This is a genomic window from Kitasatospora sp. NPDC085895 (genome assembly GCF_040702125.1).
Classification (GTDB): domain Bacteria; phylum Actinomycetota; class Actinomycetes; order Streptomycetales; family Streptomycetaceae; genus Kitasatospora; species Kitasatospora arboriphila.
Map to the genome: position 1 here is coordinate 104,703 of NZ_JBFBJY010000004.1, position 14,538 is coordinate 119,240.

The window sequence follows — 14,538 nt, forward strand, 5'->3', positions numbered from 1 at the left end:
GACAGGGAGACCCCCGATGCGCTACCGCTACCTGGGCGACACCGGCCTGGCCGTGTCCGAGCTCTGCTTCGGCGCGATGACCTTCGGCGGAGGTGCCTCCTTCCTCGGGGCGCCCGACCGCAACTGGTCCGAGTTCGGCACCGTCCAGGACCAGGACGTGCACAGCCTGATGGACCTCGCGTTGGACTCCGGCATCAACTTCTTCGACACCGCGGACGTCTACAAGAACGGCATGGGCGAGGAGTTCTTCGGCCGGACGCTGTCGAAGGTCCGCGACCGCGTGGTCATCGGCACCAAGGGTCGCTGGCGGGTGGACGGCGAGGGCCCGAACGACTTCGGCTCCACCCGCCACCACCTCAACGCGGCCGTCGACGCGAGCCTGCGCCGGCTGCGCACCGACTACATCGACCTCTACCACCTGCACGGCTTCGACCCGCGGACCTCGCTCGACGAGACCCTCCGGGTGCTCGACGACCTCGTCCGCTCCGGCAAGGTCCGCTACATCGGCGTCTCCAACTTCGCCGCCTGGCAGCTGATGAAGGCGCTCTCCGTCTCCGAGCGCCGCAACCTGGAGCGCTTCGTCTGCTACCAGGGCTACTACAACCTCGGCGCCCGCGACCTGGAGTGGGAGATCATCCCGCTGGCCCAGGACCAGAAGGTCGGCATCACCGCCTGGAGCCCGCTCGCCGGCGGCTTCCTCACCGGCAAGTACCGCCGCGGCGAGGGCCGCCCCGCGGGCAGCCGGCTCGCCGAGGCCACCCCCGCCGAGTCCGCGCCGCTCACCGACCAGGAGCAGGCGTACGACATCGTCGACGAGATGGCCCGGATCGCCGAGGCGCGCGGCGCCACCGTCGCCCAGGTCGCCATCAACTGGGTGCTGTCCCGGCCGCAGATCACCTCCGCGGTGATCGGTGCGACCAAGCTCCACCAGCTGGAGGACAACCTCAAGGCGATGGAGTGGGAGCTCTCCGCCGACGAGGTGGCCACCCTGGACAAGGTGAGCGAGGCCCGCGTCCCCTACCCCTACTGGCACATCGCCACCGTCGGCGCCGACCGCAAGCTGCCCGGCGACGTCTACCCGGCCTGATCCGACCCCGGCCTGATCCGACCCCGGCCCGATCCGTCCGCTGCCGCGTCCCCGTCGCGGCGGCGGCGACCGCGGCGGGGACCGCCCGGAGCGGCCCCCGCCGCGCAGACCCCGCACCCGCGCGCCGTCCCCCGGCCTCCCCCGTCCGGTGGAGGGCGGTTCGACGTGCCACCCGGACGACCCGCTCTCGCAGGCCCGGACGAACGCGGCCCGCACGGGCCCGCCGGGATTCCCGCGCCGGTCGCGGCCCCGCCCGCCGTGTGAACACTCCGCGGCTCATGGCGGCACCGACCGCCCAGGTCCGAACGCCCGACGTGCCTGTTGCCCCCGCCGCACCCGCTGCGGCCCGCTGCCGCCCTCCGTCCGGCACCACCGACTCCGGCACCACCGGCTCCGGCACCACCGGCTCCCACACCACCGACTCCGGCCGCCCGCCCAGGGCGGCCGGTCCCACCCGACCGCACCCATCCGGAAGGACGTCCACCCATGAGACCCGTCAGAGCCCTGCTCCCCGTCGCCCTCGCCGCCGCCCTGCTGGCCGGCACCGCCCCCGGTGCGCTGGCCGCCCGCTCCGGTGACACCATGCCCAACCTCGGCGACAGCAGCGTCGCCTACACGGTGATCTCCGCCTACGAGCACATCCCGGCCGGCGCGCGCGACACCGTCATCGCCGCCGCCCAGCAGGAGGGCTACGCCTCCCGCCGCCACGAGCCCGGCACCGAGAGCGTCCACGTCGTGCCGGACCCGGACCACCCCGACCGGATCGTCGTCGCGGAGACCTTCTCCTCCGCCGCCGCGCACCGTGCCCACCGCCGCGGCCCCTACGCCCGGAACTTCGCGGCCCTGCTCGCGGCCTTCGGCGTCACCGGCCCCGCCACCACCGTGGCCAACTACTCGCTCGCGACCGACGACGGCACCGGCCGGGTCGCGCCCAGCGGTGGCGACGACGGCCACGTGTTCACCGTGGTCGCCGAGTTCACCAACGTGCAGCCGGCGTACCGGGAGGAGTTCCTCAAGGTCGCGAAGGCGGACGGCTACCTCTCGCTGACCGGCGAACCCGGCACCCTCGGCTTCCACTTCGTGCCGGACCCGGCCGACCCGACCCGGTTCGTCTTCCTGGAGACCTTCACCGACGAGGCGGCCTTCACGGCCCACCTGAACGGCACCCCGGCCGCCGCCTACCTGGACGTGGTCGCGAAGGGCCACATCGTCGGTCCCCACTTCTTCGTCACGCTGGCGACCACCGGCTTCGACAAGCCCGGCGGCTGGTCCGTCCCCAACCGCAAGGCGTAGGAAGACCCTTCGGCGGTGCGAGCCGGCCGCCCCTGCGCCCGACCCGGAGCCACTCCGCCTGATCGACCGTCAGCGGTGGTTCGTAGGCTGTGCGGTGTCCGGGGTGCGGCGGTCCGGGGTCCCGTGAGGGCGGGGCACCGGACCGCCGCACCCGCACGCGGGCCGGTGTCCCGCCGTCCCGTGTCCGACCGCGAACCCCAGGGGGAGAGCCCATGTCCGTCCAGAATGCCCTGCTCAGCGGCAAGGTCGCGCTGATCACCGGTGCGAGCAGCGGGATCGGTGCCGCCGCCGCGCGGGTCTTCGCCGCCGAGGGTGCGGCCGTCGTCCTCGCCGCCCGCCGCGAGCAGCAGCTCGCCGACCTCGTCGACGAGCTCACCGGCAAGGGACTGGAGGCCTGCTACGCCGTCACCGACGTGACCTCGGACGCCGAGGTCGCCCGGGCGGTGCAGACGGCCGTGGCGCGCTACGGCCGCCTCGACGCCGCGTTCAACAACGCCGGGTACGGTGCCGAGCAGACCCCGCTGCACCTGATGGAGCAGGAGGTGTTCGACCGGATCATCGACGTGAACCTGCGCGGCGTCTGGTCCTGCATGCGGCACGAGATACCCGCCATGCTGGCCGCCGGCGGCGGGGCGATCGTCAACACCAGCAGTGTCGCCGGGCTGGTCGCCACCCCGGTCGCCGCGCCGTACGTGGTCTCCAAGCACGCGGTCGTCGGCCTGACCAAGGCGGCGGCCAACGAGTACGGCGCCCAGGGGATCCGGGTCAACGCGGTGGCCCCGGGCACCACCAGGTCGGAGATGATCGAGCAGTGGCTGGCGATCCGGCCCGACATCGAGGCCCGGCTGCACGAGGCGACCCCGCAGCCGCGGACGGCCGCACCGGAGGAGATCGCCGAGGCGGCCGCCTGGCTCTGCAGCGACCGCGCCTCCTTCGTCACCGGCGCCGTCCTGCCGGTGGACGGCGGCTACACCGTGCGCTGACCCCGACGGTGGCAGGGCCCCGCAGCACGTCCGCATGTCAGAACACGTCCGCAGCACGCCCGATCGCCGCACGGCCCGTCCGGACCTCCGGGCGGGCCGTTCTGCATACCGACCGGTCCGTATGCATGTCGGGGCATCAGGTGCGACCGGCCCGATTGCGCCTGTGTACAGGCGTCCGATCATCGGAACAAACCTACGGGATCGACTGTTTTACCGTCGGCTGTACCGGCCGGTGCACTACGATGCGCTGCGAACTGCTGCGAGGTCGGGAGGGTGGCCATGGTGAGACAGGAGAGGGCGGAGCGGACGCGCCAACGGATCGTCGAGGCCGCGGCCGAAGTCTTCGACCACAGCGGCTTCGCGGGTGCGAGCGTGTCGGAGATCCTGGCCCGGGCCGGCGTCACCAAGGGCGCCCTGTACTTCCACTTCCCGTCCAAGGAGGCCATCGCGGAGGAGATCCAGGGCGCCGAGGTCGGCACCCTGGAGAGCGCCGCCACCGCCACCGGCCCCTTCCTGCAGGCCATCGTCGACGTGTCGTACGCGATGGCGGCGGCCCTGCGGGAGAGCCCGACCGTGCGGGCGAGCATCCGGCTCGCCATCGAGAGCTCCTTCTCCGAGCCCTCGCCGGGCCCGTACGTCGCCTCGATCGACCTGGTCCGCACCCTGCTGCTGCGCGCCCAGGGGGAGGGCTCCGTCCGGCTCGACCTGGACGTCGACGCCGCCGCCCGGTTCGTCATCAGCTCCTTCACCGGCACCCAGATCGTGTCCCAGGTGTTCACCCGCCGCGAGGACCTCGAGGAGCGGCTCGCCGAGCTCTGGGCGTTCATCCTGCCGGGCCTGGCCGTGCCGGAGTGGATCGGCCGCCTCCGGCTGACCGCGCCCGAGCCGGTGCCGGCCGGCTGACGCCCCGCACCTCGGCTCCGGCTCCGGACCCGGCGGCCCTGCGGCGCACGCGTCGCCGGGTGCCGCCCCGCCGCTTCCCGTTCCGCCCGGCGTCCCGAGGATTCCGGCGCTTCCCCGGCGTTCCCCGGATATCCCCCCGCCCCCGGCCGTCACCGGCCCGTCGAGCCGTCCGATGCGGCGAGTCTGTGCCGTCTTCGTGATTTCCCGAATGGGCTCGGCGCCGGGGGAAATACTTGTCGTGATCTGGTCATTTGATACTTATATAACAGCGACTCCGGTCGGTTTCACTCCGCGGCGGGAGCCGCGACCGGGCCTGCGGGCCCGGTCGGACCGCCCGCGGAGGCCGGAGCGCGGTTGTGGGAAGCAGGGGAGAGGTGGGTGCCGTGCCCAGTCAGGAGCGCGCCGAACGGACCAGGCGGAGCTTGATCGTCGCCGCCGCCACGGCGCTGGACGAGTCGGCGGTGGAGGTGCTGGGCGGTGACGCGCTGCCGGGCCTGGATGCGATCAGCCGGGCCGCCGGGGTGTCCAAGGGGGCGCTGTACTACCACTTCCGCTCCAAGGGCGAGCTGATCGAGGCGGTGCGCGCCGAGGCCCGCTGCGAGCTGCGTCGGCTCACCGCCGAGTGCGTGGCCGCCCACGGCCCCGGCGCAGGTCTGGACGCCGTGGTGGACGTCGCGGTGGCCGTCGCCGGACTGCTGGACCGCGACCCGGTCTGCCGCTCCGGCGTCCGGCTCGACGGCGTCGAGGGCTTCGCGCTGGCGGCCGGCGACGGGCCGCCCGAGTGGATGGCGCCGATCGGCGCGCTGCTCGCCTCCGCGGCGGACCGCGGCGAACTCCGCGAGGGCGTGGTGCCGGAGGAGGCGGCGATGGCGCTGACCGCGATGGCCGCCGGCGTGCTGCTCATCTGCGAGCGCAACGCGGGCGTCAGCCGTACCGAGATGGTCGCCCGGCTCTGGGGGGCGGTGCTGCCCGGGCTCGCCGCGCCGCCCGCCGACGGCTGTCCGTTCCTGGCCGCGGACTGCGGAGCCGTGCCCGCTGACCTCGGCAATTGACAAACCGGTCGGTCGGTTCTTGAATCGTTCCTACCGATGCGTGGAACGTGCGTGCGCGCCTCGGAAAACCGTCGATTCGTGAAAGGACGCGGCGCATGTCACTGCAGACGGGGGGATTTGCGGCCGGGGCGGCCGAACCGACCGCACCGCAGGTCCGGGCGCTCCTGGACCGGGCCGTCGGCTTTCCCGGCCTCGCGGAGAAATACCGCGGCGCGGCGGGCGGCCGCCCCGCCGACCTCCGCGTCCTCGCCCCGCTCTCCGCCGACGAACTCCGCGCGGCGGTCTGGTCCGGCGTCCGCGGCGGCCTCGCCAAGGACCGCGGCGCCGTGCTCTACCTCGGCGGCGGCACCACCGCCGAACCCTCCGCGACCCTGGTGCCGAGCTGCCTGTTCGCCGGAGACATCCAGCGCGCCTGGTCCCCGCTCGCCCCCGGCGACGTCCTGCTCAACCTCTCCCGAGGCACCCGGCTCTGGCCGGTCCACGACCTGTGCAACGCGCTCGCCGCCCTCTCCGGCTGCTCCGCCATTCCCTACGGCACCCCCGACACCGACGACCTCGGCCGCCTCGTCGACTTCTTCGAGCAGTGCGGCGCCACCGCGCTCGCCGCGGACACCCCCACCCTGCGCGCCCTGCTCGAACACTGCCGGCTCACCGGCCGCCGCCCGGCCTGGCTGCGCACCCTGCTCTGGGTGGGCGTCGGCCTGGACGGCGCCATCGCCCGGCTGCTCGCCGAGGTCCTCCCCGACGCCGCCGTCTGGGGTCTGTACGGCTCGGTCGAGGCCTGGGCGATCGGCTGCAACGGGCCGCGCTGCGCCCGCGACGTCTTCCACCCGCTGCCGCACCAGTACGTAGAGCTGGTGGACGGCGAGATCCTGGTCAGCACCCTGCACGAGCTGGCCGTCACCCCGCTGGTGCGCTACCGCACCGGCGACACCGGCGAGTTCGCCGACTGCCCGTGCGGCGCTGTGCAGCCGGGGGTGCGGGTCCGCGGCCGCTCGGCGGACGTCCTGTCCTTCCGGGGAGCCCGCTTCGGCCGGGCCGAACTCGTCGCACTGGCCGCCTCGGTGGAGGAGGTCGCGGCGGCCGAGGCCGAGGTGCTCGACGCCGGGCTGCCCACCGAGCGCCTGCAGCTCTCCGTCCGCACGGTCGCGGGCGCGGCCTCGGACCGGTACCTGTGCGACTGGGTGCGGGAGTGCGTCCTCGCCCGGCACCTGACCCTGCGTCAGGCCGTGGCCGGCGCACCCGACGCGTTCGAGGTCGTCGCCGCGGCGGTGCCCGCGGCCTGAGCTGCGCGGAGGCCCCGGGCCGGACCGCCGACGGGCGGTCCGGCCCCGGGCCGTTCGGTGTCCTGCCTCGCCGGAGGGGCGGTCAGCGGCGGGCCACCCCCGCCGAGCGGGCCTCGGCGGCCACGGCCGCGGCCACGGCGGGGGCCACCCGGGGGTCGAAGGGGCTGGGGACGATCCGGTCCGCGGACAGCTCGTCGGCCACCACCTCGGCGATGGCCGCGGCCGCCGCGAGCTTCATGCCCTCGGTGACGGTGCGCGCCCGGACGTCCAGGGCGCCCCGGAAGATCCCGGGGAAGGCGAGCACGTTGTTGATCTGGTTGGGGTGGTCGCTGCGGCCGGTGGCCACCACGGCGGCGTACCGGCGGGCGACGGACGGCTCGATCTCCGGCGTCGGGTTGGAGAGCGCGAAGACGATCGCGTCCGGGGCCATCGCGGCCACCGCCGACTCGGCGACCGTCGCCCCGGAGAGCCCGATGAACACGTCGGCGCCGCGCAGCGCCCCCTCGATCGAACCCCGGTGGCCGGCCCGGTTGCTGTCCGCGGCGAGCGCGGCCTTCACCGGGTTGAGGTCGGTCCGGCCGGGGTGCAGCAGGCCCTTGCTGTCGCCGACCGCGATGTCCCCGATCCCGGCGGCGAGCAGGATCCGGCTGACGGCGACGCCGGAGGCGCCCGCACCCGCCACCACGGCGCGCATCTTTGACAGCGGCCGTCCGGTCACCCGGGCGGCGTTGCGCAGGGCGGCGAGGGCGACCACGGCGGTGCCGTGCTGGTCGTCGTGGAAGACCGGGATGTCGAGCTCGGCGCGCAGGCGATCCTCGATCTCGAAGCAGCGCGGGGCGCTGATGTCCTCCAGGTTGATGCCGCCGAAGCTCGGCGCGAGGTGCCGCACGGTGGCGATCAACGCCTCGGTGTCGGTGGTGCCGAGGCAGATCGGCACCGCGTCCACGCCGGCGAACTCCTTGAACAGCAGGGCCTTGCCCTCCATCACCGGCAGGGCCGCGGCCGGGCCGATGTCGCCGAGGCCGAGCACGGCGGTGCCGTCGCTGACCACCGCGACGGTGTTCGCAGCCCAGGTGAACTCGTGCGCCAGCTCGGGGTGTTCGGCGATGGCGGTGCAGACCCGGGCGACCCCGGGGGTGTAGGCGAGCGACAGGTCGTCGGCGCCGCGCAGCGGCACGGTCGAGCGGGTCTCCAGCTTGCCGCCGCGGTGCAGGTCGAAGACCGGCTCCAGGAACGGCACGATCGGGTCCACGGGCGGGGCGAGGTCGGTCATCAGGGTCCTCCGGGAGGGTGTGGACGGGCGGTTCCCGTCGCGGGTGGAGCGCTGACCGGGGCTGGTGAGGTGCGAAGGGGCCGTGAGCGGGGCCCGGCCGGGACGGCGGCCGGGCACGGGTACGGCGGTCGACGGGCGTGCCCGCCGGCGTCTCAGCCGCGGGCGGCCGGTCCGAGCTGGGCGGTGAGTTCGGCGCTGAGGCGGTCGAGGTCGCGGGCGTGGCCGTGGGCGGCGATGTGCCCGTCGGGGCGGACGAGGTAGTAGCCGGGCCGGTGGCAGCCGGTGTGCCGGGCCGCGGCGGGCAGCGGGACGCGGGCGGTCCGCACCCCGGGGCGGCCGGCGGTGCGGCGGTCCAGTTCGGCGGCCCAGCCGGCCGGGCCGACGGCGGCGAGGGTCCAGCCGGCGGGCTCCTCGCCGGAGCCGGCCGGTGCGGTCGCGGCGGCCAGCGGGCGGGGCAGCACGGCGCCGGTCCGCAGCCCGCCGGGCAACCGTCCGCGGAGGCGGCAGCCGGTGAGCCCGGACGGGTCCTGGGTCTCCCGGACGGGCGGGTAGGCGAGCCGGCGCCCGGCCATCACCGGTCCGTAGAGCCGGGAGAGCAGGCCGGTGCGGTCGCCCAGCCGGAAGGCGGCGTCCCGGAGCAGGACCTCGGCCGGGCCGTCCACCAGCCAGGCGCGGGTCTGGATGTCGGTGTCGCGGACGACCCGCCGGGCGACCGCGGAGCGCTCCGGCCCGTAGCCGTCGAGCAGGGTGGCGGGCGCCTCGCCGTGGATCACCGCCGCGAGCCTCCAGGCGAGGTTGTGGGCGTCCTGCAGACCCGTGTTGAGGCCCTGGCCGCCGGCCGGGCTGTGCACGTGGGCGGCGTCGCCGGCGAGGAAGACCCGGCCGAGCCGGAAGTCCCCGGCGTGCCGGGCGTGCACCCGGAAGACGCTCTGCCAGACCGGCTCGCCGATCCGGACGCCCTGCGGGCCGCGCTCGTCGACGATCTCCTGCATCATCGCGACGCCGACGTCCTGGCCGGGCGGCAGGCTGGAGAAGAAGCGGAAGATGCCGTCGGGCAGCGCGACGACGACCAGCGCGCCCTTCGGGGACTGGTAGTAGTGCGCCTGGTCGGCCGGGAGCTCACCCTCGATCGGAGCGTCCACCAGGGCGAAGGCGGTCTCGTAGGTGCTGCCGAGGAAGCCGGTGCCGATCTGGGCCCGGACGGCGCTGCCGGCCCCGTCGGCGCCGATGACGAAGGGCACCCGGGTGCGCTCGATCCGGCCGTCCCGGTGCTCCAGCACGGCGGTGACCCCGTCGGTGGCCTCGACCCGGCCGGAGAAGTCGAGGTTGTCGAAGCAGAGCAGGCGGACGCCGCGCTCCACCTTGCCGCCAAGTTCGTGCAGCCGGGCCTCGACGACGTCCTCGGTGGCGCTCTGCGGCAGGCAGAGCGGGGCGAGGTCCTCGGTGAAGTCGAAGGTGCCGAGCGGCCGCCGGTCGGAGTAGTACCGGAAGGCGTTGATCCGGACGGAGGCGGCGCGGATCGCGTCCAGCATGCCGAGGTCGTCGAGCACGTCCAGGGTGCGCGGCCAGAGCAGCAGGGCCTTGGGGAGGCGGGCGGCGGCCGGGGCCCGGTCGACGATCCTGACCCGGACGCCGCGACGCAGCAGTTCGCAGGCGGCGAGCATGCCGGTCGGTCCTCCGCCGACGACCAGGACGTCGACGTCCGATGCGGTGATCGCTTTGTCTGTCATGGAACTGACTCCTCGTCCGCCCGGAGGCTGAGTAGCAGATTGACGCTGTCCATAAGATATCTTATGGTCGTCTCGGTTTGTGAAGTACGTAGATGACTGATGGATGGGGGAAGTGATGAGCGTCCTGGCGGAGCAGGACCTGGCCGCGCCGCGCGCGGGCCGGGCGGCCGGCGGGCCGGCGATCATGGTGGCGGTCGCGCTGGCCAGCGTGATGCTGCCGCTCACCGTCACCGGGCCGGCCGTGGCGCTCCCGGCGCTGGCGACCGACCTGGGGGCCGGCGTCGGCGCCGCGCAGTGGGTGCAGAACGCCTACGGCGTCACCTTCGCGGCCTGCCTGCTGGCCGCCGGCGGCCTCGCGGACCGCTTCGGCCGGCGGCGGGTGCTGCTGATCGGCGTCCAGGTGTTCCTGGCGATGTCGCTGGTCTGCGCGCTGGTGCCGAACATCGTGCTGGTCGACCTCGCCCGGGCGCTGCAGGGCGTCGGCGCCGCCGGTGTCCTCACCAGCGGCGCGGCGATCCTCGCCGCCTCCTTCGACGGACCGGCCCGGGCCAGGGCGTTCGGCGTGCTCGGTGCCTCCTTCGGCTTCGGCCTGGCGCTCGGCCCGCTGGTCGCCGGTGTGCTGGTGGCCTCGGCCGGCTGGCGGGCGGTGTTCCTGCTGAACGTCGTGCTCGGTGCGGTCGTGCTCGCCCTGGTGCCGCGGCTGCCCGAGTCCCGCGACCCGGCCGCCCGCCGGATCGACCGGGGCGGACTGGTGACCTTCAGCGGCAGCCTGGCCCTGCTGGCGCTGTACTTCGTCGAAGGCCCGGAGCAGGGCTGGACGGGCGTCGCCGCGATCGGCTCACTGGTCGGCGCGGCCCTGTTCATGCTGCTCTTCGTGCTGGTCGAACTGCGCGTCGAGCGGCCGATGTTCGACCTGTCGCTGTTCCGCCGGCCGACCTTCGTGGTGGTGGTCTGCCAGCCGTTCACCATCACCTTCGGGTTCGTGGTGCTGCTGGTCTACCTGCCGCAGTACCTGCAGGGCGTCGGCGGCCGCAGCGCCACCGAGGCCGGCGCACTGCTGCTGCCGCTCACCCTGCCGGTGCTGGCCCTGCCGCTGGTCGCCGGGAAGATCGCCGCCAGGCTGCCGCTGCGGGTGATGCTCGCCGCCAGCTCCGCGCTGATCGCCGCCGGATCGCTCTGGCTGGTGGTGCTCGGCCCGGACGCCGGCTGGGCGCAACTGACCGGACCGCTCGCGGTGTTCGGCGTCGGCGTGGGCAGCGCCTTCGGCGTGATGGACAACGCCGCGGTCAGCGTCGTCCCGGTCGAGCGCTCCGGAATGGCCTCCGGCATCTTCAACACCATGCGCATCACCGGCGAGTCGGTCGCCATCGCCGGGGCCGGCGCGCTGCTGGCCGGCCTCTCCGCCGCGGGCCTGCAGGGCCGGGTGCCGGGGCTGGACACGGCCGGCGAACGCGCCCTGGCCGGCGGCGCCGTGCAGGGCCGGCTGGGCGAGCAGCTCGGCACCCTGCCCGCCGGGGTCCGCACCGCCGCCTCGGACGCGGCCGCCGACGCCCTCACCTCGGCGATGCACACCGGATTCGTCGTCCTCGCCGTGCTCGCGCTGATCGGCGCGGTCACCACCTTCGCGGTGGTCCGCGACCGGGAGCTCACGGGCACCTCCTGACCGCGTCCGGCGCGGGCCGCCCCCGTGCCCGCGCCGGACGCACCCGGCCCCACCACCGCCCCCACACCCCCGAACCCCGCACCGCCATTCGACAGAGGAGAACACCGCACCATGCGCACACGACAGTTGGGCAGCACCGGGATCACCGTCGGCGCGATCGGTCTCGGCTGCATGGGCATGAGCTTCGCGTACAGCCCGACCCGCCGCGACGACGCCGAGTCGGTCCGGGTGATCCACCGGGCGATCGACCTCGGCGTCACCCTGATCGACACCGCGGACGTCTACGGCCCGCACACCAACGAGGAGCTGGTCGGCCGCGCGATCCGCGACCGGCGGGACGAGATCGTGCTCGCCAGCAAGGCCGGCCTGGTCGTCCGGGACGGCGAGATCCTGCCCGACGGCCGTCCCGAGCACCTGCGCGCCGCCGCCGAGGGCTCGCTGCGCCGCCTCGGCGTCGACCGGATCGACCTCTACCAGCTGCACCGGGTCGACCCGGCGGTGCCGGTCGAGGAGTCCTGGGGCGTGCTCGCGGAGCTCGTCCGCGAGGGCAAGGTCGGCGCGATCGGCCTCTCCGAGGCGACCGTCGAGCAGCTCGACGCCGCGCACGCCGTCCACCCGGTGGCCACCGTGCAGAGCGAGCTGTCGCTGTGGAGCCAGGACCAGCTCGACGAGGTGGTGCCGTGGGCGGCCCGCCACGGCGCCGGCTTCATCGCCTACTCGCCGCTCGGCCGCGCCTTCCTGACCGGCGCCATCACCTCGGCCGCCGCACTGGAGGGCGAGGACTGGCGGCAGGGCAACCCGCGCTTCCAGCCGGAGGCGATCGTGGCCAACCAGAAGCTGGCCGAGGGCGTGGCCGAGGTCGCCGCCCGCTACGGGGCGACGCCCTCGCAGGTCGCGCTGGCCTGGGTGCTGGCCCAGGGCGAGCACGTGGTGCCGATCCCCGGCACCAAGCGGCTCGCCTACCTGGAGGAGAACGCCCGCGGCGGCGACCTCGCGCTGGAGGCCGAGGACCTGGCACTGCTGACCCGGCTCGGCGCCACCGCCGTCGGCACCCGGTACTGACGGCGGGCCGCGCCACCGGCCGGCCCCCCGCAGCCACCACCGAACCACCACCGCAACCACCGCGGCGCCCCGCCGCCCGGACCGCGGCCGCCCCCCGCCGGGCGGCGGCCGCGGCCCGGCGGGCCCGCCCGCCGCGGGCACCCGGACCGAGGGCGCCCGCCGCACCGGTGCCAGGCCGACCCCTGGGCCGCATCCGAGGAGCAACGAGGAGGAACCGCATGACCACCGCACCGCTCGCCCCCGTCGAGGCACCGAGCCACCCGGCCGAGGCCGTCCCGCTGTCCTGGGCCACCACCCTGGACCGCGGACTGGTCCACCGGGACGCCGTCGGCGAGGTCTTCGTCACCGACCTGCGCGGGGACGAGGACGGCCACTACACGGCCGCCGCCCAGCTGCCCCGCTCGCACGCCTACTACGGCGACCACCTGCTCCGGCCCGGCACCCACGACCCGGTGCTGCTGCTGGAGGCCGCGCGGCAGGCCACCCTGGCCGGGGCGCACCTGTTCCACGGCATCCCGACCGACCACAAGTTCATCCTGACCTTCCTGCGGATCCACCTGATCCGGCCGCAGCTGCTGACCATCGGCGACAGCCCGCTCGACCTGGTGCTCAAGGTGACGGTGACGGACCGCCGGGTCCGCGAGGGCCGGGTGACCGGGCTCGACCACCGCGTCGACCTCACCGTGGACGGCACCGTGATCGGCTGGGCCGGCGTCGGCCTGCGCTTCCGCGACCCGGCCGGCTACCGCGAGATGCGCCTGCGCAACCGCGACGGCGCCGAGCTGCCCAGCACCGCGCTGCTGCCGCCGCAGACCGGCGGCACGGGCGGCCCCGGCCTGCCGGCCGCCCCGGACCTGGTCGGCCGCGCCGACCCGCGCAACGTGGTGCTCCTCGACCCGCGGCTCGCCGACGGCGGTGCCACCGCGGTGCTGCGGATACCGGCCGGCAACCCGAGCATGTTCGACCACCCGCAGGACCACCTGCCGGGCATGGTGCTCGCCGAGGCCGCCCGCCAGCTCGCCCTGTTCACCGCGCTGGACACCCGCGGACTGTCCGCCGCCAAGACCTTCCCGGTCGACCTGGCCGTCACCTTCGCCCGGTTCGGCGAACTGGAGCCGCGGACGGTGCTGACGGCGACCCCGGGCGACGAGAAGCCGCTCGGCGCGGAGGCCGGCGAGCACGCCTACTACACCCAGGGCGGCCCGCTCGACCTGGACGAGGCCGAGCCCGGCGCCGCCGTCACCCAGCTGCCGGTCGTGGTGGACGCCCGCCAGAACGGCGAGTCGATCGCCCGGTTCGTCCTCTCGCTGGCACGCATCCGCGGCTAGCAGGCTGTACGCGTACCCGGCGGGCCCGGGCGCACCGCCCGGTGCGGCCCGGCCCGTGACCGACCGACAGCACAGCAGGGGGAGACCGATGTCCAGCACCGCCGCCGCGTTCTTCGACGTGGACGAGACCCTCGTCCGGGTCAAGAGCATGTTCCACTTCCTGGAGTTCTACCTGCGCCGCCGCGGCGAGCCGGAGGGCACCTTCGCCCGGCTCACCGCCGACCTCCGGGCCGCCGCCGCGGCCGGCACGCCCCGGCAGGTCGTCAACCGCGCCTACTACCGGCTGTACGCCAGGGAGAGCGCGGAGCGGCTCGCCGCGGCCGGCGAGGCCTGGTTCGAACGGGCCGTCGAGGACGACCTGTTCGTACCGGAGACGGTCGCCGCGGCCGAGCGGCACCGGGCCGCGGGCGACGCCCTCGTCCTGGTCTCCGGCTCCTTCTTCGCCTGCCTCGACCCGATCGCCGCCCAGCTGCGGGCGGACTGGACGGTCGGCACCCGGCCGGTGGTCCGCGGCGGCCGGCTCACCGGCGAGGTGGTCGTCCCGGTGATCGGCGCGGTCAAGGGCCGGGTCGCCTCGGCGGTCGCCGGCGTCCGCGGCCTGGACCTCGCCCGCTGCGCCGCGTACGGGGACCACTCCAGCGACATCCCGCTGCTGGCCGCGGTGGGCCGGCCGGTCGCGGTCGGCGACGACCCGGTGCTCACCGCGCACGCCGAACTCGCCGGCTGGCAGCGGCTGGTGCCCGCCGAGCCGGTGCGGGCTGCGGTCTGAGCATGTGCTGCGCACCCCCGCCCGGCGGGCCCGGGGGAGCGGCGCGGACGGCACCCGGCCGGGGCCGTACCGCGCGGCGACAGGCCCGCACCGACGACAGGAGGGGACC

General features: G+C 75.1%; 12 protein-coding genes. 10 read left to right on the top strand and 2 right to left on the bottom strand.

Annotation, left to right across the window (positions count from 1 at the left end; translation table 11 throughout):
• The first annotated feature begins 16 nt into the window (after positions 1 to 16).
• The 6 genes from AB0442_RS04005 (at position 17) to AB0442_RS04030 (ending at position 6,604) form a co-directional block, all read left to right on the top strand.
• Positions 17 to 1,087, top strand: coding sequence for an aldo/keto reductase (locus tag AB0442_RS04005; RefSeq protein ID WP_366160433.1), 1,071 nt, complete (start codon positions 17 to 19; stop codon positions 1,085 to 1,087).
• Positions 1,088 to 1,573: 486 nt separating this feature from the next.
• Positions 1,574 to 2,380, top strand: a complete 807-nt coding sequence (locus tag AB0442_RS04010) for an antibiotic biosynthesis monooxygenase (RefSeq protein ID WP_366160435.1) — start codon at positions 1,574 to 1,576, stop codon at positions 2,378 to 2,380.
• A gap of 212 nt (positions 2,381 to 2,592) precedes the next feature.
• The gene (locus tag AB0442_RS04015) at positions 2,593 to 3,363 is read left to right on the top strand and encodes a glucose 1-dehydrogenase (RefSeq protein WP_366160436.1); all 771 of its coding nucleotides are present in this window, start codon (positions 2,593 to 2,595) and stop codon (positions 3,361 to 3,363) included.
• Positions 3,364 to 3,642: 279 nt separating this feature from the next.
• Positions 3,643 to 4,266 (top strand): ScbR family autoregulator-binding transcription factor, encoded by a 624-nt coding sequence (locus AB0442_RS04020; RefSeq protein WP_344628178.1) that lies wholly within the window; start codon positions 3,643 to 3,645, stop codon positions 4,264 to 4,266.
• A gap of 383 nt (positions 4,267 to 4,649) precedes the next feature.
• Positions 4,650 to 5,318, top strand: a complete 669-nt coding sequence (locus AB0442_RS04025; RefSeq protein WP_366160437.1) for a TetR/AcrR family transcriptional regulator — start codon at positions 4,650 to 4,652, stop codon at positions 5,316 to 5,318.
• Positions 5,319 to 5,413: 95 nt separating this feature from the next.
• Entirely contained in the window at positions 5,414 to 6,604 is a 1,191-nt protein-coding gene (locus AB0442_RS04030; RefSeq protein WP_366160438.1) for a hypothetical protein, read from the top strand.
• An 82-nt stretch (positions 6,605 to 6,686) separates the two neighbouring features.
• On the opposite strand, the gene AB0442_RS04035 is transcribed toward AB0442_RS04030, so the two are convergent.
• Entirely contained in the window at positions 6,687 to 7,877 is a 1,191-nt protein-coding gene (locus AB0442_RS04035; protein ID WP_366160440.1) for an NADP-dependent malic enzyme, read from the bottom strand.
• A 152-nt stretch (positions 7,878 to 8,029) separates the two neighbouring features.
• Positions 8,030 to 9,607: an FAD-dependent monooxygenase gene (locus AB0442_RS04040; protein WP_366160441.1), complete on the bottom strand. Its 1,578-nt coding sequence runs from the start codon at positions 9,605 to 9,607 to the stop codon at positions 8,030 to 8,032.
• 115 nt (positions 9,608 to 9,722) lie between these two features.
• Here AB0442_RS04040 and AB0442_RS04045 point away from each other — a divergent pair, with 115 nt between their 5' ends.
• From AB0442_RS04045 to AB0442_RS04060, 4 genes are all read left to right on the top strand, one after another.
• Positions 9,723 to 11,270 (top strand): MFS transporter, encoded by a 1,548-nt coding sequence (locus AB0442_RS04045; RefSeq protein ID WP_366160442.1) that lies wholly within the window; start codon positions 9,723 to 9,725, stop codon positions 11,268 to 11,270.
• A 111-nt stretch (positions 11,271 to 11,381) separates the two neighbouring features.
• Positions 11,382 to 12,332: an aldo/keto reductase gene (locus AB0442_RS04050; RefSeq protein WP_366160443.1), complete on the top strand. Its 951-nt coding sequence runs from the start codon at positions 11,382 to 11,384 to the stop codon at positions 12,330 to 12,332.
• Between the two features lie 218 nt (positions 12,333 to 12,550).
• Positions 12,551 to 13,660 (top strand): ScbA/BarX family gamma-butyrolactone biosynthesis protein, encoded by a 1,110-nt coding sequence (locus AB0442_RS04055; protein ID WP_366160444.1) that lies wholly within the window; start codon positions 12,551 to 12,553, stop codon positions 13,658 to 13,660.
• 88 nt (positions 13,661 to 13,748) lie between these two features.
• Positions 13,749 to 14,429 carry an HAD-IB family hydrolase gene (locus tag AB0442_RS04060; protein ID WP_366160445.1) on the top strand — a complete coding sequence of 227 codons (681 nt, stop codon included), beginning with the start codon at positions 13,749 to 13,751 and terminating at the stop codon, positions 14,427 to 14,429.
• Positions 14,430 to 14,538 lie beyond the last annotated feature (109 nt).

Bases quoted from the DNA above. Each gene is read 5' to 3' on its own strand.
- AB0442_RS04010 (WP_366160435.1), top strand. From the start codon at position 1,574: ATGAGACCCGTCAGAGCCCTGCTCCCCGTCGCCCTCGCCGCCGCCCTG.
- AB0442_RS04015 (WP_366160436.1), top strand. From the start codon at position 2,593: ATGTCCGTCCAGAATGCCCTGCTCAGCGGCAAGGTCGCGCTGATCACC.
- AB0442_RS04050 (WP_366160443.1), top strand. From the start codon at position 11,382: ATGCGCACACGACAGTTGGGCAGCACCGGGATCACCGTCGGCGCGATC.
- AB0442_RS04035 (WP_366160440.1), bottom strand. From the start codon at position 7,877: ATGACCGACCTCGCCCCGCCCGTGGACCCGATCGTGCCGTTCCTGGAG.
- AB0442_RS04055 (WP_366160444.1), top strand. From the start codon at position 12,551: ATGACCACCGCACCGCTCGCCCCCGTCGAGGCACCGAGCCACCCGGCC.
- AB0442_RS04045 (WP_366160442.1), top strand. From the start codon at position 9,723: ATGAGCGTCCTGGCGGAGCAGGACCTGGCCGCGCCGCGCGCGGGCCGG.
- AB0442_RS04030 (WP_366160438.1), top strand. From the start codon at position 5,414: ATGTCACTGCAGACGGGGGGATTTGCGGCCGGGGCGGCCGAACCGACC.
- AB0442_RS04005 (WP_366160433.1), top strand. From the start codon at position 17: ATGCGCTACCGCTACCTGGGCGACACCGGCCTGGCCGTGTCCGAGCTC.
- AB0442_RS04020 (WP_344628178.1), top strand. From the start codon at position 3,643: ATGGTGAGACAGGAGAGGGCGGAGCGGACGCGCCAACGGATCGTCGAG.
- AB0442_RS04060 (WP_366160445.1), top strand. From the start codon at position 13,749: ATGTCCAGCACCGCCGCCGCGTTCTTCGACGTGGACGAGACCCTCGTC.
- AB0442_RS04040 (WP_366160441.1), bottom strand. From the start codon at position 9,607: ATGACAGACAAAGCGATCACCGCATCGGACGTCGACGTCCTGGTCGTC.